Consider the following 22,551-nt stretch of genomic DNA (forward strand, 5'->3'; position numbering starts at 1 on the left):
CTGATTTATCCTACTCCGCAACAGAGTGGTCAAAGATAACCGGATAATATACCGATGCTTTAAAATCTTCGCCACTGACACTCGCAACACGATGCCCATGACCGTATCACCGCCCTCATCTCCCACCCTGAACGGCTTTGCCCCTGTGATCGATCAGCGCACCCGCATCTTGATACTTGGCAGCTTCCCCGGCGTGGCCTCATTGACGGCCCAGCAATATTACGGTCATCCGCGCAATCAGTTCTGGCCCTTGCTGTCGGCGCTGCTTGACGATGATCTGGTCGGCTTGCCTTATGCCGATCGGCTCACAAGACTGCTGTCGCATGGAATCGGCTTATGGGATGTTCTGGCAGGTTGCGAACGTAGCGGCAGCCTCGACAGTGCGATCCGTAACCCGCTCGTTAACCAGTTCGATTTGCTGCATCAGCGCTGCCCGGAATTGACGCGGGTTTGCTTTAACGGCAAGACATCGGGCAAATTCGCTGCGCAATTTGAAGCCGCCGGTTTCAAAACCCTGGTGCTGCCCTCTTCCTCACCCGCCAACGCGCAAACCACATTTGAGCAAAAACTGGTGCTGTGGCGCGGTATCATTGGATAAATATCGATTCTGTCGATTCATCTCGTTCATTTACGTCGTACTCATATCCTAACAATGCTGATCAAACGCAAATCCATCGAAGCCGAAGCGAATCTCAAAGCCGGCCCTGGCAAACGCCTCCAAAAAGCTGACGCGAAGGAAGCCAAAACGGAACCAAAAGCCCCGCGCAAGCCCAAATTCGCCCCTGTCACGCTGTCGGAACAGGATGGTGTGCGCTATCTGCATTTCGGCACCGAGTGGGTACAAGGCGCGATGCGGCTGCGCAAACCGGACTGGCCGGAACTGGAATACGCGCAACAAATGATGGCTTGGATGTTATTCAATGACCAACCCCAACACATCGTTCAACTCGGCCTGGGCACGGCCGCACTGACCAAATTCAGTTATCGCCAATTTCCGCAAGCGCGGGTAACTGCGATTGAACTCAACCCAGCGGTGCTGGCGATCTGCGCATCCATGTTCAAGCTGCCACGGGATGATGAGCGCTTGTCGGTGCTCGAAATGGATGCAATGGACTTTGTCCTGAACGAAGCCAATCACGCTACCATCGATGCGCTGCAAGTCGATTTGTACGACGCCACGGCAAAAGGTCCTGTGCTCGATACGCCAGAGTTTTACAGTGCCTGCGCGGCTTGCCTGACCGACGACGGCATCATGACCGTGAATCTGTTTGGCGATCATCCAAGCTACGCAAAAAATCTGAAAGCCATGATGTTCGCCTTTGATGATGTCTGGTGCTTGCCGGAAGTACATGATGGCAACGTCATTGCCATCGCCTTCAAGAATGCATGGAAGCCGGATTTCGCCACACTCTACGAACGCGCAGCAGAAATCACCGCCGAGACCAAGTTACCGGCAAAGTCCTGGGTCAACGGCATAAAAGCGTGGCACACCGAGCATTAAGCGTTTAGGCTAGCAAGACCTTGGCCGATTTACCTGATTAACTTTGGTCGCCTAGCCAGCTAGCCGGCCACAGTAGCCAGTCCAGTTGGACTGACTACTAACTACCGACAACGCGATGAATAAAGCAGCGCCAAAAATACTCGATCTGCAGCAAATTTTCACCTGGATGCTGGCTGATGGCACGGTCGCGAAAGACGATGTCAAAGACTTTTACACGCAAGCCCAAGGCATCTTCCGCAACGCCAGCATTGCCATTCATCCGTTAAGCGCAGTGGCACAATGCAAGCGCCAGACCGCACAGACACCGCACCGGACCATCACGCTGGAATGGCTGACCGAATGGCTGGCCCACAAAGTGCAATTGCCGTTCTATCGGATCGATCCGCTCAAAATCGACTTCGCCAAAGTCGCCGACGTGATGTCGGCGAACTACGCCACCCGCTTCAATATTCTGCCGGTCGAACTGACGCCAACCGAACTGGTGATCGCTACCTCGGAACCATTCCGTACCGAATGGGAGGCCGAAATCGCCAAGATCACGCGCCGCAATATCCGGCTGGTGATTGCCAATCCACTCGACATCACGCAATACATCACGCAATTCTTCACACTCGCAAAATCGATCAAGAGCGCACACAAATCGGGGGGGCAGGAGTTAGCCCTACGCAACAACTTTGAGCAACTGGTCGAACTCGGCAAAGCAAATAAACAGGTCGACGCCAACGACCAGCACATCGTCAATATCGTTGACTGGCTGTGGCAATACGCGTTTGAACAACGTGCGTCGGATATCCACATGGAACCCAAGCGCGATTTCAGCGCCATCCGTTTTCGTATCGATGGCGTGCTGCACCAGGTGTATCAGGTGCCCGCCGTTGTCATGATCGCCATGACAGCGCGGATCAAATTGCTAGGCCGGATGGACGTCATTGAAAAACGCCGGCCACAAGATGGTCGGATTAAAACCCGCACCGCTGGCGGCCAGGAAATCGAGTTACGCCTATCCACACTGCCCACCGCTTTTGGCGAAAAACTGGTGATGCGGATTTTCGACCCCGACGTCGTCGTCAAAACATTACCGGAACTGGGCTTCCCGCCGGACGACGCGATGCGCTGGGATGCGCTGACCAACCGCCCGCACGGCATTATTCTGGTCACCGGCCCCACCGGCTCCGGCAAAACCACCACGCTGTACACGTCACTGAAAGCGCTGGCGACGTCAGAAGTCAACGTCTGTACGGTAGAAGATCCGATCGAAATGGTCGAACCTGCCTTCAACCAGATGCAGGTCAATCACGGCATCGACCTGACCTTCGCCGACGGCGTCCGCGCCCTGATGCGACAAGATCCCGACATCATCATGGTCGGTGAAATCCGCGACCTGGAAACCGCCGAAATGGCGATCCAGGCCGCCCTCACCGGCCATTTGGTGCTATCGACCCTACACACCAACGACGCGCCATCCGCGGTGATGCGATTGCTGGAGCTGGGCGTGCCCTACTACCTGCTGGAAAGCACGCTGATCGGCATCATGGCGCAGCGACTGGTGCGCACCTTGTGCCCCCATTGCAAAAGCGCCGACGGCGAGATCACCGACGAAGTCTGGCTAAATCTGGCGGAAAGCTGGAATATCCCCAAACCCAAGACGGTCTACCAACCGGTCGGCTGCCCGGAGTGCCGTCAAACCGGTTATCGTGGTCGTACCGGTTTGTATGAGCTGCTGACTGTCACGCAGCCATTCTCCAAAATGATTCAGGCTGAAACCGACATTCACGCGCTCAAGCAACAAAGCACTGCCGACGGCATGAAGCCACTACGCGTCGCCGGTGCCTTTAAAATTATCGAAGGCGTCACTACCGCAGAGGAAGTTCTGAAGGTTACCTCCGCCCTGACTTAAAAGTGGACACGTCAGCAACGGATTGACATCCAAACCAAGATGTTTTTCGCCAAATGCTAATTAGTTCATCTGGCAATCTGGCTAACAGGGCCCCGAAAACAGTCCGTCGATTAGTCGACAAAAGCACCCCACCACCAAGCCAGTGAAGGTAAAATTACAGCCTCACGACCAAATTCGGCGCGATCTGGCTGGGCACGTATTGAGTAACCATCCGCTCAATTTCGTTCTGTAAGCAACCATCAATAAACACAAGAGGAATAGATTGAAAACAGCACTAGTCGGAGACTACGACGTCCCCGAGTTCGACAAAACAATCATGACTAACCTGCTGGTATCTGTAGTAGAACTGAACATCGTTAGACAAGAATACAAACTCATCGGCGTCCGCAACGCCAATCAGGAAATCTACCGCGTGATCGGTGCCGCCACGGAAAACCAGTACATCAACGCCAGCGAAGAACTGGAAGACATGGGACTGGTCGACGACCTGCAAGAAAACGATCGCGAAAAAAATGGCTACGACGCCATCTTTAGCCTGAATCTGGATGCCGATGCGTAATAGCTCTATCCTGCACCGACGATCGGTAGTGATAGACGAGGCTGCATAAATAGTTGCCAAGAAAGCTGCACTTACTCGCTTAAAGCACTATTGCTCTAAAAGCAACACTAAAAAGCCGCGATTTCTACGCAATAAGTGGAAATCGCGGCTTTTTAGTGCTTGTGTACCAATAACAAGGACCCAACCGCCAAAATGGCGCTCTCAAGAAAACATCCCACTTCCATCAAGATCATGTCATCAAATGGACAGACACGTTCGCATCCTTACCGCCGAGCAATTCCTGCAACAAAAAATCAATCAAAAATATGCGCGAAATAAACGATAACTACTGGCAATGTTGCCCAGCAATCGCTATAATTCGCCTCCTGTTGGGGCGTTAGCTCAGTTGGTAGAGCAGCGGACTCTTAAACACATTCCTGTAGCATCAAACTCCCCAAATTATCCGCATAGACTGCCAAATGCCCGGCAGACAAATGTGCGTATCGTCGAACCATATCCGCATTCTCCCAACCGCCCAATTCTTGCAAGACATACAAAGGCGTACCGTTCTGCACGTGCCAACTAGCCCATGTATGCCGGAAATCATGCCATCTAAAATCATGAACCCCGGCACGCTTTAATGCCTTATACCAAGCCGCTGTAGTTGTCTGCACTATCCGCCTCCCCTTATAAGCGAACACGTAAGTCTGATTCTTCCCCACCTGCTTTGAAACAATACGCACTGCATCACCGTTCAACGGGACAGCGATTGCTTTTCGCATTTTCGCTTGATCCGGATGAATCCACGCGAGACGACGGTTCAAGTCGACCTGCGACCACTCCAAGCCAGTCACATTAGATTTCCGAAGCCCCGTAGCCAAAGAAAAAGCAGCCATATCCGACAAATGTTCCGGCAACTCATTAAGCAGTTTTATCGCTTGTGCTCGAGACAGATAACGCACCCTACGCAGAGGCTCACGAAGCAATCGCACCTTAGGAACTGATCGCAACCACTCCCAATCTGTTGCCGCTCGATTGAGAATTGCGCGCAGCAACGCAAGAGTGCGATTCACAGTCGCATTGCCAACGCCTGTAGTGAGCTTCTTGTGGTGGATAGCTGCGACAACGGAACGATCTATGTCAGCCAAAGGAATGCCAGCGAGATGTTGATTCAGCCAGCGAATAATTGATTTATCGGAGTGCAAAGAACTCTTATGCGCCTGTTCAACAAGCCACCGTGCAGTAGCGTCATCCCATGAATAAACCAACTGCAATTACCCCCGAATACAGCCGAAATTCGAAATCGTGCTTAAATATACAATATTGCCATTAAACAAGTTCGACCAATCGAGACCCGGAGAAAATATGGCACGCGACATAATCAGCAGAATCGTAAGTTTTACCTTGGCGATAGCCATCATCACCGGGCTTGTATGGATGGCGTCGAAGTCGATCAGGCCGACACAGACCGACGAAGGCCCGGCAGCAACAAACATACCGCCCGACCGGACTAATACCAGGGACACGGCCGCAGTATCGAACCAACAGCAGCAACTAGCATCAGACGAGCCAGGACAAATCTACAAATGCGGATCAGCGCAGAAGCCAACCTACTCAGATAAAAGATGCATCGACCGTAACCACGAAAAAATAGTCAACATACGTGAAACCAGCGGAGGCTTCATAAGCCCAAATCCACAAACCATTGCCGACACACGCGAAAGAACCAGGGAAGAGATACAGCAACCGAGGAGCGTAGCAATAACTGGCACGACAACGTCAAACAGTGACCAAGAATGCTCATCCCTTTCCCAAGAAATCAACGCCATCGATGCCGACTCCAGACACGGACAAAGCGGTCAATCGCAAGAACGACTGCGGACAATGCGAGAGGAAGTAAGAACGAGAATGTATCGACTCAGATGCTAAGAATTCGACGACTCAAAACGGACACGAACTAAGTAGCGGTCCACTTCGTGGTGCAGTAGCAATCCAGACCACCCCCAAGGCGTTATTGCACCACGTCTGGACACCTTCCAGCCCGAACTCAGCAGCGACCGTAAACGCCGTTTGAACAGCTCCTAGCATATCGGTAGACGCAATTCGCCAGGTGTTGACTTCCGGCAGAACGATGCCACGCGAACGGAAATACCGCTTTTGATTCAACTCGCGACAATCCATCTGCTTTGCCACGTACTTGGCAATGTACGCCGCCAGCTTGTGAGCGCCATTCTTGCCGAAGCCGAACTTATGCGGATCACGCACATTGGCTTGCCCCATCTGTTCGCCGTTCGGACCAAGGCCGACTATCGATTGCCAGATCGAACGCACCAGCACATACGACTGGCGACCGTGGACAGCAATATGAAAATGTATAGCGCCCCGCTCTTGCTGTTCAATGACCGCGACATAATGAAAATCCACCACCTTGCCAACACGCCGTGCAAAGGCTTTCAGGTGCTTTAATGCGAGCTCACGATCAATCATGTTTTCGCGGTACGTCAACGTCACCAAGCGATCAGCATTGATTTCCTTGCAGCACAAGCGGACATTCTTCTTTGCGCGACGACCGGCCACCTCATCATTACGCTCACGCTCTTTAGACTCACCACGCTTAGCACGCGGCAAGGCACGCATTTCCGAGCTTATGCAGTACTTTTCCTTGGAGATGGTTATCTCGGACTGACCATTCGGAAAAACGCGCTGGCGAGCCGTGTAGATGTCTTGCCAGCCATTGCCGTCATCAGTCCACCAGTGTGGTTTTTCTTGGGGAGATGTTACGAAAGAACTTGACGACTCGTTAGAATCGAGGTGAAATTCAGGCATTCGGTACTCCAGCTGTAACTGGTTTATCGGAGAGCCCGAGGTGTTTCGATCACCTCGGGCTTTTTTTACGATCTTTTTACTTTGTTACCGGCGCTACCAACGCCTCAAGAATGTTGTGATACGAATTAGACTCAATCTCTGAAATAAACCCAGCCTTGAAGGCCATCCAAATAACACCACGCGCATAACCGTCATTGAATTGACCAGACTCAGCAAGATTGCAAGAAACAACATCTTGAATTGCCATGCAAATCTGTTCGGTGACCAACTCTTTTTCCATACCAAATCTCCATTAATTCAAAAACTGGATTTCAAAAAATCAACCCTGAAAACACCATCTGTCATAGACGTTTGCAGCGGTCATGTTCTTAAGTGTTCGTAATACAAGTTTAGCGGCGCTGGCGCGCCGCTCGTCGTCGTACCTCCGCCGGCGGCGCGCATCCCCACTATCCCGCGCACTCGACACACAGACCATCAGCAACAGGTCAAAAACGGTTTTCAGGAGCGAGGGTAAGGCACGTGAAACGCTTCCACCCTTTACAACCGCCAGGTGACTACCCGACTAAAAATTACCCTTCGGACGCCTTGAAGGCGATCACCACCGAGACCCAGCAAAATTGTATAAACGATTTATCTCGACCGGACAGGTAATATTTTGCACTGCGTGCCGTCTCTACTCAGCATTAAACGTAACGCGTAACATTTATTCGAGCATCACTAATACGCGCCAGCACCTGCAACAACCATTTCGCCAAGTCAACCGGCGTACGCTCACGCTGGGCCTGACACATCTTCTCTATGCGACCGTGAGCAACCTCAAGACATGGCGAAAATACAGGCAAATCCGCCAGCTCGACACCACACACATACAGCCAAGTCGGCTTAGGCGCAGCATGACCAAACCAAGACTGCTCAATAAAAACCGTGAAGCCGCCAAAAGCATCGAATTCGCCAGGTAGAGGCAGTCCGGCAGCGCCCCACAACTTGGAATACTGCGGATGCTCCAGCACGCCACCGACCGACCGGACAACATCGACAGCAAAAAGCGCCAGATCTAATTCGCCAGGTCTAACTTTCGCCAGGTGATGAAAGCGACCCCAGCCACGACACGGAGGATGAGCAATCACCGGCAACGAACCAGAATAATTTCGAGCATCCCGATGCTGATCGTAGACATCACAACCGAGGAATTTGTACACCGAATTTCGACGCGTAAACAGCACTGGGAACGAAGCATTCATTTGTTTTTATTTTCGAGAAAAATTAGCAAGGGCGGTCGATTCGCATTTGGAAAAACAGGTTTCGTGTTCGGAATTAGCAAGGGCGAACCATTCTCAATTAGAAAATTGAACTTAAGCGCTTTTGCCCGAAGATGAGGAGAATACGTCATCCCCTCCCCCGGCTTACCCTGATACAAGATAATCATTTCCCCACCACCGATTTAGGCAACGACCCGCCCCGCTTACCCAGCACACCATAACCATCTTCCGTCTCAAAACTCACCACAGACGAGCCGGGCGACTTGACAACCTCAACCACCGGCTTAGACGCATTCACCGGCACCGCGCCAGCATTGACGACACCGCCAACCTGGACTTGCTGGCCATGACCGCCCTTGTCATCGAAATCCACGAAATAACCGCGCGCCACAATATCCCGACACAGCAAATCCGGCACATTCATCGGCGTCGACTGTTGCGTAAAACAGCTGCAGCGATATTTATTGGCGACACAAGCAACCGGTACCGGCGCCGTCGTCGGCTTAGTGATTTCATCATAGCGAGGCGCAGTTTGCGGAAGACCGACAACCCGAGGCGTATGGTCAAACACAAACTGCTTCGCATCATCCATTGCGTTTTTATAGGACGCCTTTACAGCCGCGGCACCAGTTCCAGCGGCACCTACCCCACCCGCCTCCGCAACACCACCTACAGCCGCCTCCTGATGCTTCTGGGCCTTATCTTTGTAGCGATGCAGGACATACGCACCGAACGCAAATACCGACACCACGAACAGACACGCCAACACCAGCTTGACCGGGATCGAGCGCTTGACCGTATGCACTTCAGCCGATTTGTAATACTCATAAACCGCCTTAGGATATTTCCATTTGTGCTGAATAGCATTTTTGTGACTCGCAGCACTTTGAGGACTCACATTGGCCGCCGCCCACTCCCAAATGTTGGCCCGCTGCATACCGAATTTCCGAATCACATGCAGATGCCGCCCGCACAACTGGCGCACGAAATTATCGACCAGACTCGGATGCTGCGTGATGATGAAAATGTCGAAGCCGCTATGCCGATGCACAGCCAATTTTTCGTACCACTCGGGCAGCTTGGAGCCGTTCGGCTTCTTCGGAAAAACGAACTGAGCCTCATCGATGACGATGATTGCGCCAGCTGGAAGACCAGGCCACTCTTCGGGCTTGAATTCCGTCCACGGCAGCTTAAGATCCTTGATGCCCGAGTAGTACACATCACGGTTTTCTTTCTCTGCATACGCCTTGACATAGAACAGTGCGTAGAGCGTTTTTCCGTTACCCGGCAACCCGGTAATGACGGTAATCATTTGAACACCATCTTCTTCAACGAACCACCAATCGCACGCATGGCCAGCGATACCGCAATCGCTGAGAACATGATGCTAATGCCCTTATCGAGCCACAGATAGCCGACCATGCCCAACGCATCACCGGGCAACGCATTCACACCGGCAATGGCAGATGATTTCATGGCATTGATTGACACCGTAATCCCGGTATACGTCACAAAGCCAATCCCCAAGGCCAGAATTGCGCGGCCTACCAGCGAGGCCATCATCGTAGCCAACGCGCCCCACAGCATCGGAATGAATACAGCGAACATTATTTACCCCTGCAACACGGACTTGGAAACCAGCATGCACGCCGCGATCAGCGAACAAGCCAGCACGATGTAACGAATAGGCGTGATGTTGGAACACACAGAAGAAAAACTCACCGGGATAGCATGACCGGCCAACGTAATTGACCGATCCGACAAGCAGGAGCCGCCACCGAGAAAACCGGATTGATCCAACGATTGACCGCTCATATCCGTCGTCGTGCCCGTCATCGCCGCATTAATTGCCGACTGTTGCGGATCAGTACCGGCCAGCAAATTATTTCCCAATGTCAGAGAGGCATTCGGCACCGCATTAGCGCACTGTTCATCGGCAAGCTTTTTAAGAATCGCGCCCTGTATCGCGTCCCCCGTCACCGACACCGTGGACACAGAACCGCTGCACCCATTACCCCCGACTTGGGAGTTCTGGCACACATTCAGCAATGGATGCAGCGCACACAAGTCTTTTTTCGAAGGATCGTCAGCCGCAGTCGGCTCACCTGAAGGACTCGCGCCATTCCCGGTATTCGATCCCGCACCGGCAGCAGGCTTGCCATCGGACACACCGACCGACCCATCAGACGCATTGCCGGTGGACTGGGTGGTGTTGCAAGTCGTCACACCGGCAGAGGTCTTGTTACAGGTATTGGTAAACGTCGTGGTACTGCCATCAGTGTTAGCCATCGTCTGCTTGTTCACAGAAGTCGTGGAACCATCAGCGTTCGTGGTGGTGGTCTCCGGACTCGTCACCGTCGTATTCGTCGGAGCAAGTGGAGACGTTCCCGTACCCGCACACATCGCCGTGCCAGCCGAATCCGTACCAATGTTTAACGAACCTGCAGGACAACTACCGCCAGCACCGGCAGAGGTCGGAGACAAAGGCGCAGGAGCCAACGAAGCGGGCACATTCGTCAAACCGGAACCGCCGTTCGTCTGGCCACCGGTCTGATTACCACTAAACGTGCAATACACAATGCTCGACGCAGTGCGCGGCACCGAAGCATCCGTTTCGCACCGGTTGAGCTTAGACACCGTCACATTACAAAAACCATCGCTTTGCGGAAACGCTTGCGTAGGATTCCCAACGGTCCCCATTTGCACGCTGAACGTCTCCGCCTGACCAATATTGCACGCAACCGCACCGCAAATCCCGGAACCCTGGTCGACCTTACCCGTTGGGCAAGCCGTCGCAGTCTGCAACGTAAGCGTCCACCCATTCGCACCAGCACAATAGCCCGAACTCCCGTTCACATGCCACGTTAAAGACGTACCGTAATACCCGCCAGAATTATCATGACCCGCCGACGAAAAAATCGGATACCACGCATTGCACCAACCCTGACCGCTAGAATTCGGCGCGACAGATGCCATCGTGGGCGCATTCCCGGCAGTATTGGTCGAATAATAATAGGTAGTCGCATGGCCGAACATGCAGACCGCCATCAGCACCACACCGCACAAAAAGCGCTTCATCACCAACCCCCATGCCGCGTGAAATGATGCACCACCATCATCACCACGGCGATGCAGACGCCCACAAAAATCCGCTTGAGAAAGTAACTCATGCTCTTAGCAATATCCAGAAAGCGCCACACACAGCGGCAATCACAAACAGACCATTCATACATCCCCCGAAGAAAAAAAACGGGAGCCACAGCCCCCGTTATCTGGAACGACAAGCCGTGAAAATTAATGAACGACTTTGCGAATCCACGCAATCGCAGCAATCGCGACCACGACGCCGATGATCAGCGCACCAGCCGCTTGCACATCGGTTGTTGCTTGTGTAGTCGAAGCCGAGATATCGACACCACCAGTAGCCAACGCATTACCGGCAGCCACAGCACTCAATGCAACAGCGCCTGCAACTTGGCGACCATACTTACGCACTTGTTTAAACAGTTTCATTTGATCCACTCCCTTGTTTAACGACAGAAATTACTTGCCTAATACCCCAAGCAGTTGCCCACACCGAGACCAAGCCCGCTGAGATCAAACCGCCATCTTCGGCAGACATGGAGAACAACGAATTTCCAATATCCACCCCGCTTTGCACCACGTACGCACACGTGGATACATCTGTGATCGACGGATCGATTTTGAGCATGTACGACCCGTCAGACTGCAATACTGCTACCGCGCAGGTACTCATACGCCGACACCACAAAACCACCTGTTCAACCGATGCACAGCCACCACCGACAAAGGGAACAGCAGAGGCATCACCAGCAGCATCAGTTGCGCTTTATCGAGTGGCGACATGAATGATCCTTCAAAGAGTAAAGAGATAATTACCAAGACCCGCGTGATACAACTTGGACTTCCCATCCACCCAATCACAAGCACGCTCATACGCACGATGGCCATCGAAGAATTGCGCCACCGCAGGAAGACCGGGAACATTCGGAGCTTGTGAGCAGAAACCGACATAGCCGATGCAATGCTCGAACCCAATGTCATACGGCTCGAATTGCGGCACCACGCCGGACACCACTTGAGGCAAGATCATTTGAACGCCATCGATGCGAGATATCATCACCACTCCCCCGCCATGCCGCCGAGCTTCTTCAGCCAGTACCACGCATGCTCAGCAAAACGCGCATCAGAAGGCCAGCGATTAGCGAAATAAACGACTTCTAAAAATTCATCGCGCCGCTCAGCAACATCAGCACACTTAGTCCGGAGATTAATCAAACGGTCCAAATAGCCCGGCGACATGACGGCAGCCATGATCAAGCAGCCTTAGAAACGCCAGGTGCAACGGCAGCAGGAGTATTCGCAGCCTGAGCTTTTGGAGACATCGGCGTAATCATGTAGACGGCAGATTCAACGCGCTTTTGCTGCGAAATCGAAACCTCAAATTCGACCTCATACATGCCCGGTTGAGTGTCTTTAAAACGTTCCGGCAGAACCAATTCACCAACCAGAGGTTCAATCACGCCAGTATCGCGATTAGCCTTGTGAACGATGCATTGCGCCATGCGCATATCGTAGTCATTGCCGGTTTTTTTCGAGCGACCGGCGACGGTGACAACGTGCAAAATTTGAATAGTGTTTTTCATGGTTTTCTAGCCTCTAGACTGAATGGTTAAATGTGATATTGTTTACTCACGCCGCGAGAGAAAACTCTCGCGGTGAAAGAATGTTACTGCAAAACAATCTCACCGTGAGAGATATTTTATGAAAAGTTCAATTGATTTTTTAAATCAAGCCCTTAAGACTTACAAGGGAACCACTATCGCGAAGATATTGGAATTAAAAGGCTCAGGCACAGTAAGCACATGGAAACAACGCGGACATATCTCCCCGTACTACGCTGCAAAACTAGCGGAATTAATCGGTGAAGACCCGCAGCTAGCGATTGCGCTAGCAGGCGCTGAAGCAGAGCCAGATGAAGAAAAACGAGATTACTTGCTCGAAATGGTAAAGAGCCGCTATAATTCGTCCCCTGTTGGGGCGTTAGCTCAGTTGGTAGAGCAGCGGACTCTTAATCCGTAGGTCGTGTGTTCGAGTCACACACGCCCCACCAACAGAATATGAATGAAATCAAAGGATTACACGCTTCGGCTGGTAATCCTTTTTTTATTTACGACCTTTCATTTAGACATCTTGTTAGACACTGTCTAATATGCAGTGCCGTTGTACAGTGCTTTTGGCGGCGAATTCCGACCGATAAACGCGAATCCACATCAATATCGTGGTGCCGGCTCGATTACCGTTCGAACGTAATGACTATTGTAAATATGTAGCTCATTGCCCTCTCCTACTGGTCGACAGACCTATTCTTATAGTCGTATGCCAGCGTCAATTCGAGGACGGCTTTGCCTACACCATCGTAGCCAGGGAAAATGGAGGCGGCCGAAAATCCAAATTTGGCGCAACGAAGCAAAAGTTCGCCGGCTAATGCCTTTGGCAGTGTCACTTTTTTCAGCACTGATCTACTAGTACCGCCGCCTGTCAACTTCGACTCCAGCGATACATCGGTAGTGAAGGATTCAGATCTAAATCCAGAATTGTCCACCAATATGAACGAACCTCCTTGTGAGGACAGGTTTGAGGAGGTGCTTCCTGGGACCCTCACGTGCTTTAGGGCGCGAACATTGTGGATCGCGTTCAAGTCTAAGGCAAAAAGTGCAATCTTTTCACCGTCATTGAAAGGTTCGTTAATAGCTGATGCTGCCGCAAAATAACAGGCAACATATGGATTGTTTGACCAATCAAGGAGCCGCGTCGGAATTCCGTGATGTTGCGCCAAAGCCATGAGTGGATGAACCCGATCTTCGGGCCACAACGAACTGTTTATTCCATGAATATTGGTGATGTTGTTCTGACTAAAGTAGTTCCGGAAATCCATCGAATCATTTGGAATCGCTAAACCCTTTGTATCACAAAGGATAATAAAAGATGACAACAGGGCCCATTCAAAGAAAAATTGACCAGGATGGTCATTGAGCCCCGCCATCATTCCTTTTTTGTATTTGTCTAGCACTACTTTTCGATAAACGTTCGGAACCAATTCCCACGCGCTATTGCTTTGTCCCCGGTAGATAAACGACGATCCAGGCGCGCTGCACATATCACCAATTGGAGAAACAAGGTTCCAAAATTCATCCAAGGTTTCACAGGCAATCCAATCAATATCTGAAGTCATTTTCTGGGCTATTTAATAATGGCGGTGATAGGTGAGTGCGTTTTGCACGCTACATAGTGCCAATTTCAAAATCGAAGCTACCAGGCACATGTTTCACGCGTTTTATTTCAACGTGTGACCATTCCGGCGATTGAAGGATGCCCCCAATTCGCTTTATGTCATTTTCGGCGGTTCTCATACCAAAAATGACTTGCTTTAAGCATTCAGGCTGGAACGTCCGAGCACCCTCGCTCGCGGCAACGATTCGAAATTCCTCTTCATACTTCCATTTGTCAGACTTGACAAATAAATTTGCTGCTGAAATTTTGCTGATTTGCTTTGTGTAAAAACTATCTGCCTCCTCATCCGAATGGTGATGCCCTTCTTCCCAAGGTCGTACAAATTCACTCATATCCTCAACTAATTTTATGAACACATCTTCGTAATTTGGCACCCTAAGATAGTCAACATCTGCAACGCAAACCTGTCCCTCGAAAGTATGATTAATGAAATCGAAACCAAAACAAACTCCTTTGTGTGAGCCACCATAGTGTGACCACAATAGTGCGTCGTGAGGAGTTTTAGACAATGAAAGAATTCCTAATCTTGTTAGCCATTCTTGCAGAGCATCGTTTAGATTTATTTTCCTTTCATCATTCTTAAATTCATTTGAATTTAACAAAAAAAGTATGAACGACTTTCGCTCGTTCTCTGGTTGTGGCAGACCAGCCAATTTAAGCTTAACTTTTTCGTAGTAGTAATTGATGTCGATCCGTGAATCTAGAGGGTCGTTTAGTTTTAGCGAATCTGAAAAAAAAAGTTCTCGCTTAAGCAAAATCTCAAGCGTTCTTTCTGTAAAGGCTCGGTATTTATAATAGATCATGTCTGTACGTGCAATTGTTATTTTATCAATTTCCCGCAGTCATAGTTTGAAATCGGCCAATACCTCGGCGCAGAAGTAAATATATCAACTATTTCAATCCGAAATCAGAGAGACTCTAAAATAAAGTCCCCCTAGGGAAAAAGGTAACATTGGTAACCTTTTTTGAAAATCAACCGGAAAGCGTTGCTGCATAAGGCTTTGCTAGTTTTGGAAAACGGTAACATCGGGGTAACCTTAGGGTAATCTGGTTACCATAGTAGAAGGTAATATAGGTCTAAAATAATAGTTATATATATCAATGACTTAGCATGAAGTTACCTTTTTAATTACCAAAGATTACCTTTCAAAGGTAACCACATAAACTTATATAAATCAGTCACTTACAAACGAAATGTAGTCATGGTTACCAAGGTTACCTTTTCCCCGAGGTCAAACCTAAAATCAGTTTTTCACCGCTCACACTCCGTCCCCATTTTTACCCCTCCAGGTGCGTCATTTCGCGTCACTTTTTTTCGACGTGTTGCCGCCCTTCGACGCTAGGTTTCTCCTATGTGCATCTATTTCAAAAATTTGAGTCGAAACCGCCCTATTTAGCGGGCAGGCGTGGTGGGGGGATGACTGCGCGCCGTGACACTTGGACTCGGCGCCGCTGACAAGTTACCGCTTCCGGTGACGAGACTAGCGCAATGGCAAGGACAGTGTAGAATCACGAACTTTTGCTAGCACCAAGTGTCCACTTCTGTGTACACTATTTAAAATTGCTGTCAGGAAGCAACGTTTCGGTCGGTAAGGATCACGCTTTTGACACCTAGAGGAGAATACCGATGAGCATCGCAACGCTTGGCACGTGGCGTACCCCCCCACTTGCCTATGTTGTCGCAGAACTAGTGATCTCGCCGCACTACTCTATCGGCAACGCCATGCCGGCAATCCAAGACACTTTACGAGCCGACTATCCGCGGACCGTCGAAGCCACCGAGATTGTCATCGAATCTAGTGCAGCACCCACGCCTTCACCTGCGTGGCGACTCTTGTCGGCCGACCAGATGCGCGGAGTGCAAATCGGGTCTAGAGCTATTAGCCTTCATGCAACAACCTACAGCAATTCAGACGATTTCAAGGAGCACTGGAAGCAAGTTCTCAATGCTGTCGGCCAAGCCAACTTGGGTGCATTCGTCGAGCGCGCAGGTCTACGCTACATCGATCTGGTGATCCCAAGCGACGGCAGGTCAACACAAGACTATTTGGTCCCAGCTCTACAGAGCGTCACTCCTCCAAATGGAGCCGAGGTACAGCATAGCATGTGGGTTTACAGCTACTTAGTCGACGACGTAACGGTCCAGATTAGGACAGCGGCACCGTCTCCAACCGGAGCGTTGTGGCCACCGAATTTCAACGCATTGCCACTCAAGAAACCAGCAATTCTCTCGGCTGCCGAGAGGGCGTTACAAGGGGGGCAACGCATCGGATTTATCGACACTGATTGCCAAGCCGAAGTGCAAGCGATCCTTGACCCAGTTAACCTGGCAGATGTGTACACGGTGCTTCATCGGAAAATGTCCGAAACGTTCGGAGCCTTGATCTCGGACCTGGCAAGAGAGGAGTGGAAATGAACAACAACGGTATTATTGAAGATCGACGTCGGCCAGGCTTTCAGGCTGTCCTATACAATCTTCCAGCGAACCAGATCATCCAAACAGCCGAAGACCACTTAGCCGACGCGATTCCGTCCGCAAAACGAGTTTCACAGGTTTGGCAAAGACCCGTGGTGATCGAGCGCGAGATCAACACAGCCGAATGGTCGACGGCATCAGACCATCTTTTCTTTGTTTCAAACGAAGATAATATCCACGCTCAGTTGTTTCAGCTGTGGGCGCGGGCTACAGGTGGCACCCACGCGGCTTCTGCCGAAGCTGCTCCATCTCAACGAGTACTGTCGCTAGCGCAACTGAGGGTGGAACGGTTAACGTCAATTCAGGCGGCATTCGGCTTTCCTATTCAGACCCTTGCTGAGGTCCTCGCCGTCTCCCGAGCCCAGATTTACAAGTGGCTAGATATCTCCAACAACGTTACCCTCCATGGCAGCAGTCAGGAGCGTATTGCCACGATCGATAGACTCGCCAATAAGTGGCACACACTATCGAGTGCACCACTTAGCCTTATTGCTCGCGAACAACTTACCAGCGGTGGGACAATGGTGCAGATGTTAAGCAGTAAACTGATCGATGAACCTGCCATTGAGGCGGCGTTTGTCGAATTGGCTAAGCGCCTGTCTGGCTCTCCAAAGTCCGATAGCCAAAGAATGATTGAAGCTGGCTACACACGGCGCCCGACTCGTCGCTCGTTGCCTTCGGATGAGTGAGGGTCTAGGATGTCTCAGACGCCCCTTGGACCGCAAGTCGCAGCGCGTGGTTGGTGCGCTGGACGCGTAATCCCTCACGACTCCTCTGCTAGCCTTCTCGCCTATTTGATTCACCCTGGCGAAGAGCAAGCAGTAAACGTGGGTGTAGACGACTGGCTGATCGTCGTGTCACAGACCTGCGATGTAGTGGCCCACACACTGACGGCAGAACCATTTGTAGAGGTTCTGCACTGCCGAACCCTGATCGGTGGAAAAGTGCGATCTCAATATGCAAAATTTCGGTCAACCCGCGTCATCGACTTCAAACCAAACCGCACTACACATGATGGGTTGGTGCTGACGGCGCATGCTACCGCAAACCGTTATCTTATACCGCGCCAACTCCTGATCGACTTCAATCCAGATTCAGAGAAACGCCTCGACGCAGTCGCCGTGCAACGACTGGCTGAGTGGTACGCTTTACGCTCTTCTAGACCAGCCTGGCCAGACAACTTCGTGGAACGAGTTGGAACGGTTAAGAAACAAATCGAAAACATAATCACCGAGTTCGGTGATGAACTCGAAATCCGAGTCGCGATTATCCCCAGAGACGAAGAGCTTGCTGCAGACCAATCGTACAAGGTTGCCGTTTGGTTCGTAGTTGACGCTGCAGTATGGGAGGCCGACTATAAAGCTCGTCAGGCTGCCATAGCGGCATATGGCCAGTTCACAGCAGCGCTCGAATCATGCGATGGCGTGGTGATTGACATCGACCACGGGGACGTCGTCCCAGGCAACATCTTCACGTGGCAACAAACGGGGTCCACTGATGAGTGGAACTTCGCCAATCTGAGCCACATGGAGTAGGCGTCTTCCTTTATCGAAGATTAGGCACCACATCACATAGAGTCGACGTGGTATCACGACAAACCTCGGTATCAACCGTAGATTTGAACAACCGACTGTTTGCCGCTAATCCGATGGCAATGTCTTATCTTCCAGCTCGTCGCAAAGCCGCTTGCTCCCTGTCGAAATCGTCGCGGCAATCGACATTGCAAAAGCGCCCAGGATGAGGCACCTGCTCATCGCAGAAACAGCAATGACCATCCGGTGCAGTGCTAAGCGCCGATTTACGGACAGCAGCCAAAGATGCCACGATCTCAGTTGCGATCACTTGATCTGCGCGGTCGGCAATATCACTCATCGTTTCGCTCCCTCACCTGTAATTAATTCGTATTTTTCAAATCGCACCACCTCCTGCCCCAGCCATTCGTTGAGCGCCAGAAACTGCGTCTGCAACGGCACCAGCTCATTCCGCGCAAACACGCGCGCCGATGGCTCGACCGCCCCGAATCCACCGGTATTGTTCGGCATGATCCCCAGCAATTGCGGCGGCACGCGATGGGCTGCCAGCACATCGTCACGGGTCACGCCTTTGATATTGAAGAACTCATCCTTCGCCGCCACATCCGACACCGGCAAGATCTGGATCCCGTCCTTATTGCCTCCTGGCGCGTACATAAACAGGTTGCGGAAATTGCCCGGCCCCTTGCTTTCGTGGATCGCCTGTCGCAGCTTCAAGACATCCTCGTTGTTCGCTTTCGCATCCGTCATGTAGAACACGAAACCGGCGTGCGAGCCGTTCTTGTAATACTTGCGGCGGAACAGCGTGGCGGCTTCGTTGAGCCACGCCGACTGCAGCGCGCTCAGATATTGCGGCACGCCGTACACTTCCTGGTTCAGATCCGGATCCATCAAATGGAAGATCGTCCCCTTGTCAAAGGCATGTTCCTGCTGCCAGCCATTGATAAAAAAATACGTGTCCAGTTCACGTCCGCGCCGCATGTATTTCGCCAGCGCATGGCTGAGCCGCAACGTCAGGCCGCTTCGGCTGCTCCGTTTCTCCAGGTAGGCATTGCCAAAGGTCAGGAAATCCAGCGCGAAGCGTTTAAAGGCATCCCGCGACAGGACTTTGTTCGGCACAAAGGTCGAGGTCAGAATGTTGGTTTTAAAATAAATCGCACTGCTGTGATGGACACTCGCATTAAATGATTTCGCCAGGCCGGGGAAACTCACCGGCGGCTCGTACCATTTGCCGTTGAGCCAACACTCGAAGCAATCCAGCACTTCGCTGCTATCGAGTACCGGCGTCGGATCCCCGAAGCTGAATGCCTCAAAGTCGCCTGCTGCGGAAGGAGTTGCCGATGGCACGGTGGGCGATGTAATCAATGTTTCAGTACGTTGCCTGGCGCGCTGTTGCCGCTTGTTTCTCATGATGTGAAGATCTCCATAAAGGATTGGGTGTTCTCGTTGCTGCCTTCGAACGGTTCGTTGTCAAGGGCGTGCATGCAGGCCCACGCCAGGTCTGCATGGCCGGTTGCGTCGGTGCGGCCGGCGTCATAGGTAACCTGCCGGCCGCTGGTGGTCAGCGTTTTGCGGATAGTCATGAACGATTGGGCGATATCGGTCCAGCCGGCGTCGAATTCCAGCCGTGCTTTACTGATGATGTTTTGCGCCTTGAGCACCATGCGGGTTTTGACTTCCGGCGAATAGTTGATCGCGGTCGCCAGCGGAAAAAACTGCTTCACTAGCGGAAACACGCCGATGCCCATGCCGGTGGTATCGATGCCGATATATTCGACGTTGAAGCGCGTCGTCATCTCCTGGATCTCCTTGGCCTGCGCTTCGAAGTCGATGCCGCGCCACTGGAAGCGCTCCAGGATCCGGAACTTGCCACCGGCCACCAACGGCGGCGCAATCACCACGCAGCCGGCGCTGTCGCCATTCAATGACGGGTCATAGCCGATCCACACCGGGCGGTTGCCGAAGGGACGCGAAGTGAACGGCTTGTAGTCGTCCCAATCCACCCAGGAATCGATCATGCAGCGTTGCAACGCCATCAACGGAAACACCGATTGCGTGTCGTCGATGAAATTGCACATCAACAGGTTTTCAAACTGGTCCGGGCTGTATTCGAAATTGCGCAGCTCATCGATATCGAACAGGTTGCATCCGCCCCGCTCCGCATCCAGGATCGTGACGATCTGACGCCATATCTTGTCCTCGCCGGTGAAGCCCGATGACAGCCGCTGGTGACTGACATCGATGTCGACCTGGTCGGCTTTGGCACGGCGCTTGTTGAACAACTCGCCGGTCCAGAACGGATAGGCCTGATGCGTGATCGAGGATGGCGTCGAGAAGTAGGTTTTGCGCCACTGCTTGTGCAGCGCCATGCCCGACGCCACCTTGTTCAACTCCTGGAAGTTATGCGTCCAGAAGAATTCGTCAAAGTAGAAATTGCCGTGATAACCCTGCGCGGTCCGCGCATTGGTGCCCAGGAAATACAGATGCGCGCCGTTCGGCAACACGATCGGGTCGCCGGTCAGATCGATGCCGGCCGCCTCCTTGGCAAACTGAATGATGTATTGCTTGAAGACGTGCGCCTGCGACTTCGATGCCGACAAAAAAATCTGATTGCGCCCAGTCGCCATCGCATCGGCCAACGCTTCGCGGGCAAAGTACCAGGTCGCGCCAATCTGGCGCGATTTCAGAATCACCCGCGTGCGCTGGTGGCCATTGCGGTGCCAGACCTTTTGATAATCGAACAGCGAATCCTGGAACGCCTCCAGCAACTGGTCTTTCTGTTCCTCACTGAAATCGTTCCTGGTCGGCTTCTTCTTTGGCTCCGCATTGCGATTGGCCAGCTTCGGATTCAGATCGACTTCGTTGCCGCCCGGGGCTTCGTAGCGGCGCACGCGGGCGGTCTGCACGACCTGGCGCATCAGCAGATCAATTTCCTTGAAGTCGCCGCCGGTCTTGGCGTCTTTGCCGATCAGCTGCACCAGACGCGCTTCCAGTGACGATTCGATTTTTTCGAGGGGCGACGCCTTGTCCCATTCGTCGCGCTGTTTCCAACTTTCGATGGTGGGGCGCTTCTGCTTCAGGTGTTTTGCAATCGACGTGACGCGCCAGCCTTGCCAGTACAAATGCTTGGCAATGCGGCGCGGATCCGTTTCAGGTTCTACAACGGGAGGATTTTCTTCGAGAAGCTCAGACATGGCGCAAGCGTAGGCGTCACGCGCGCGTAACGGGGACAGCAAAGGGTTGATATGCCGCTTATCAACCCTCTGCCGGTTGAGTCGGTGCGTGCCAGGGTCGACCATGGAGTCCTGATTCCAGCATCGAACCCTCAGCACAACCCGAGACCACCATGGCAGACAAACAGAAATCGAAATTCTTCCGCATTGCCACCGAAGGCGCGACCACAGACGGTCGCAAGCTCGACCGCAGCACCATCGAGCAGATCGCCAGCACGTTTAACCCGGCAACCTATGGCGCCCGCGTCTGGATGGAACACATACGCGGTATTTTGCCCGATAGCCCGTTCAAGGCCTATGGCGATGTGCTCGCGGTAAAAGCCGAAGAAGTCGACACCGACACCGGCAAGAAGCTGGCCCTGTTCGCGCAAGTGTCACCGACACCGGATCTGATCGCGATGACCAAAGCACGCCAGAAGATCTACACCAGCCTGGAAATCAACACGAATTTCGCTGATTCCGGTCAGGCCTACCTGATCGGGCTGGGCGTCACCGACACCCCGGCCAGCCTTGGCACCGAAATATTAATGTTCTCGGCAAATCAAGGCAAAGCCAGTCCTTTTGCATCGCGCAAACAGAATCCTGACAACCTGTATTCGGAAGCGGTCGAAATCGAGCTGGAGTTCGAAACAGCGGATTCCGAACCGGGCAAGCTGGCGACCAGCATCAAGAACCTGTTCAAGAAAATCACCGCCGGCGACACCAGCAACGATGCGCGCTACTCAGACGTCAGCGAAGCCATCCAGACCGTCGCCACGCACGTCGCCGCCGGCGCTGAAAAATTCTCAGCCAGCCAGGCACGCATCGACACCCTCGAAAAATCCCTGACAACCGTGACCGCCGATTTTGCCGCCTTCAAACAGCAAATGGACACCACCGACGGCAATCCGACGCAACGCCCAGCGGCGGCAGGCGGCACCGGCGCGCAGCAAACCGACTTTTAAGCGCCACGCCGACCTCGCAATCCCCATTTG

26 protein-coding genes and 1 tRNA gene are annotated in these 22,551 nt (G+C 52.3%); 10 read left to right on the forward strand and 17 right to left on the reverse strand.

Annotated elements, in window-relative coordinates; all coding sequences use genetic code 11:
* Positions 1-91: 91 nt before the first annotated feature.
* From AC3CHX_RS16190 to AC3CHX_RS16205, 4 genes are all read left to right on the forward strand, one after another.
* Entirely contained in the window at positions 92-598 is a 507-nt protein-coding gene (locus tag AC3CHX_RS16190; protein ID WP_488629064.1) for a DNA-deoxyinosine glycosylase, read from the forward strand.
* Positions 599-652: 54 nt separating this feature from the next.
* Positions 653-1,501 (forward strand): spermine/spermidine synthase domain-containing protein, encoded by an 849-nt coding sequence (locus AC3CHX_RS16195; RefSeq protein WP_488629065.1) that lies wholly within the window; start codon positions 653-655, stop codon positions 1,499-1,501.
* 115 nt (positions 1,502-1,616) lie between these two features.
* Complete coding sequence (tfpB, locus tag AC3CHX_RS16200) at positions 1,617-3,398, forward strand: type IV pilus assembly ATPase TfpB (RefSeq protein WP_488629066.1); 1,782 nt, start codon at positions 1,617-1,619, stop codon at positions 3,396-3,398.
* Between the two features lie 262 nt (positions 3,399-3,660).
* Positions 3,661-3,957 (forward strand): hypothetical protein, encoded by a 297-nt coding sequence (locus AC3CHX_RS16205; protein ID WP_488629067.1) that lies wholly within the window; start codon positions 3,661-3,663, stop codon positions 3,955-3,957.
* A gap of 404 nt (positions 3,958-4,361) precedes the next feature.
* On the opposite strand, the gene AC3CHX_RS16210 is transcribed toward AC3CHX_RS16205, so the two are convergent.
* The 8 genes from AC3CHX_RS16210 to AC3CHX_RS16245 all read right to left on the reverse strand — a co-directional run bounded on the left by AC3CHX_RS16210 (position 4,362) and on the right by AC3CHX_RS16245 (position 10,310).
* Entirely contained in the window at positions 4,362-5,141 is a 780-nt protein-coding gene (locus AC3CHX_RS16210) for a tyrosine-type recombinase/integrase (protein ID WP_488629068.1), read from the reverse strand.
* A 69-nt stretch (positions 5,142-5,210) separates the two neighbouring features.
* Entirely contained in the window at positions 5,211-5,432 is a 222-nt protein-coding gene (locus tag AC3CHX_RS16215) for a hypothetical protein (protein WP_488629069.1), read from the reverse strand.
* A gap of 445 nt (positions 5,433-5,877) precedes the next feature.
* Entirely contained in the window at positions 5,878-6,762 is an 885-nt protein-coding gene (locus tag AC3CHX_RS16220) for a rolling circle replication-associated protein (protein ID WP_488629070.1), read from the reverse strand.
* 76 nt (positions 6,763-6,838) lie between these two features.
* Positions 6,839-7,042, reverse strand: a complete 204-nt coding sequence (locus AC3CHX_RS16225; RefSeq protein ID WP_488629071.1) for a hypothetical protein — start codon at positions 7,040-7,042, stop codon at positions 6,839-6,841.
* A 403-nt stretch (positions 7,043-7,445) separates the two neighbouring features.
* Positions 7,446-8,003: a hypothetical protein gene (locus tag AC3CHX_RS16230; RefSeq protein WP_488629072.1), complete on the reverse strand. Its 558-nt coding sequence runs from the start codon at positions 8,001-8,003 to the stop codon at positions 7,446-7,448.
* A gap of 181 nt (positions 8,004-8,184) precedes the next feature.
* Positions 8,185-9,333, reverse strand: coding sequence for a zonular occludens toxin domain-containing protein (locus AC3CHX_RS16235; protein WP_488629073.1), 1,149 nt, complete (start codon positions 9,331-9,333; stop codon positions 8,185-8,187).
* The gene (locus tag AC3CHX_RS16240; protein WP_488629074.1) at positions 9,330-9,629 is read right to left on the reverse strand and encodes a DUF2523 family protein; all 300 of its coding nucleotides are present in this window, start codon (positions 9,627-9,629) and stop codon (positions 9,330-9,332) included. Before AC3CHX_RS16240 ends, AC3CHX_RS16235 begins: the two co-directional genes overlap by 4 nt.
* Positions 9,630-9,632: 3 nt before the next feature.
* Complete coding sequence (locus AC3CHX_RS16245) at positions 9,633-10,310, reverse strand: virulence factor TspB C-terminal domain-related protein (RefSeq protein WP_488629075.1); 678 nt, start codon at positions 10,308-10,310, stop codon at positions 9,633-9,635.
* Between the two features lie 22 nt (positions 10,311-10,332).
* On the opposite strand from AC3CHX_RS16245, the gene AC3CHX_RS16250 reads away from it, so the two are divergent.
* Positions 10,333-10,575 (forward strand): hypothetical protein, encoded by a 243-nt coding sequence (locus AC3CHX_RS16250; protein WP_488629076.1) that lies wholly within the window; start codon positions 10,333-10,335, stop codon positions 10,573-10,575.
* Between the two features lie 740 nt (positions 10,576-11,315).
* Here the strand turns inward: AC3CHX_RS16250 and AC3CHX_RS16255 are convergent.
* The 4 genes from AC3CHX_RS16255 to AC3CHX_RS16270 all read right to left on the reverse strand — a co-directional run bounded on the left by AC3CHX_RS16255 (position 11,316) and on the right by AC3CHX_RS16270 (position 12,688).
* Complete coding sequence (locus AC3CHX_RS16255) at positions 11,316-11,534, reverse strand: hypothetical protein (protein WP_488629077.1); 219 nt, start codon at positions 11,532-11,534, stop codon at positions 11,316-11,318.
* 364 nt (positions 11,535-11,898) lie between these two features.
* Positions 11,899-12,162: a hypothetical protein gene (locus tag AC3CHX_RS16260; RefSeq protein ID WP_488629078.1), complete on the reverse strand. Its 264-nt coding sequence runs from the start codon at positions 12,160-12,162 to the stop codon at positions 11,899-11,901.
* Complete coding sequence (locus tag AC3CHX_RS16265; RefSeq protein ID WP_488629079.1) at positions 12,162-12,356, reverse strand: hypothetical protein; 195 nt, start codon at positions 12,354-12,356, stop codon at positions 12,162-12,164. The genes AC3CHX_RS16260 and AC3CHX_RS16265 overlap by 1 nt, the downstream gene beginning before the upstream one ends.
* A gap of 2 nt (positions 12,357-12,358) precedes the next feature.
* Complete coding sequence (locus tag AC3CHX_RS16270; RefSeq protein ID WP_488629080.1) at positions 12,359-12,688, reverse strand: hypothetical protein; 330 nt, start codon at positions 12,686-12,688, stop codon at positions 12,359-12,361.
* Positions 12,689-13,079: 391 nt separating this feature from the next.
* Between AC3CHX_RS16270 and AC3CHX_RS16275 the strand changes: the two genes are divergently transcribed.
* Positions 13,080-13,155 (forward strand) — tRNA-Lys (locus AC3CHX_RS16275).
* Between the two features lie 234 nt (positions 13,156-13,389).
* On the opposite strand, the gene AC3CHX_RS16280 is transcribed toward AC3CHX_RS16275, so the two are convergent.
* Positions 13,390-14,277, reverse strand: coding sequence for an FRG domain-containing protein (locus AC3CHX_RS16280; protein ID WP_488629081.1), 888 nt, complete (start codon positions 14,275-14,277; stop codon positions 13,390-13,392).
* A 49-nt stretch (positions 14,278-14,326) separates the two neighbouring features.
* Positions 14,327-15,139 (reverse strand): DUF2971 domain-containing protein, encoded by an 813-nt coding sequence (locus tag AC3CHX_RS16285; protein ID WP_488629082.1) that lies wholly within the window; start codon positions 15,137-15,139, stop codon positions 14,327-14,329.
* Between the two features lie 824 nt (positions 15,140-15,963).
* Between AC3CHX_RS16285 and AC3CHX_RS16290 the strand changes: the two genes are divergently transcribed.
* From AC3CHX_RS16290 to AC3CHX_RS16300, 3 genes are all read left to right on the forward strand, one after another.
* Positions 15,964-16,752 (forward strand): TIGR04255 family protein, encoded by a 789-nt coding sequence (locus AC3CHX_RS16290; RefSeq protein WP_488629083.1) that lies wholly within the window; start codon positions 15,964-15,966, stop codon positions 16,750-16,752.
* On the forward strand, positions 16,749-17,501 hold the full coding sequence (locus AC3CHX_RS16295; protein WP_488629084.1) for a hypothetical protein: 753 nt from the start codon (positions 16,749-16,751) through the stop codon (positions 17,499-17,501). Before AC3CHX_RS16290 ends, AC3CHX_RS16295 begins: the two co-directional genes overlap by 4 nt.
* Before the next feature lie 138 nt (positions 17,502-17,639).
* Positions 17,640-18,347 carry a hypothetical protein gene (locus tag AC3CHX_RS16300; RefSeq protein ID WP_488629085.1) on the forward strand — a complete coding sequence of 236 codons (708 nt, stop codon included), beginning with the start codon at positions 17,640-17,642 and terminating at the stop codon, positions 18,345-18,347.
* A gap of 124 nt (positions 18,348-18,471) precedes the next feature.
* Here the strand turns inward: AC3CHX_RS16300 and AC3CHX_RS16305 are convergent, their stop codons facing one another.
* From AC3CHX_RS16305 to AC3CHX_RS16315, 3 genes are read right to left on the reverse strand one after another with little or no spacing between them, the layout of a single operon-like run.
* The gene (locus tag AC3CHX_RS16305) at positions 18,472-18,684 is read right to left on the reverse strand and encodes a hypothetical protein (RefSeq protein ID WP_488629086.1); all 213 of its coding nucleotides are present in this window, start codon (positions 18,682-18,684) and stop codon (positions 18,472-18,474) included.
* Positions 18,681-19,754 (reverse strand): phage portal protein, encoded by a 1,074-nt coding sequence (locus tag AC3CHX_RS16310; RefSeq protein WP_488629087.1) that lies wholly within the window; start codon positions 19,752-19,754, stop codon positions 18,681-18,683. Before AC3CHX_RS16310 ends, AC3CHX_RS16305 begins: the two co-directional genes overlap by 4 nt.
* Positions 19,751-21,538, reverse strand: coding sequence for a terminase ATPase subunit family protein (locus AC3CHX_RS16315; RefSeq protein WP_488629088.1), 1,788 nt, complete (start codon positions 21,536-21,538; stop codon positions 19,751-19,753). Before AC3CHX_RS16315 ends, AC3CHX_RS16310 begins: the two co-directional genes overlap by 4 nt.
* Before the next feature lie 152 nt (positions 21,539-21,690).
* Here AC3CHX_RS16315 and AC3CHX_RS16320 point away from each other — a divergent pair, with 152 nt between their 5' ends.
* On the forward strand, positions 21,691-22,521 hold the full coding sequence (locus tag AC3CHX_RS16320; protein WP_488629089.1) for a GPO family capsid scaffolding protein: 831 nt from the start codon (positions 21,691-21,693) through the stop codon (positions 22,519-22,521).
* Positions 22,522-22,551: the final 30 nt, after the last annotated feature.

This window comes from Glaciimonas sp. OK215, from assembly GCF_057787885.1.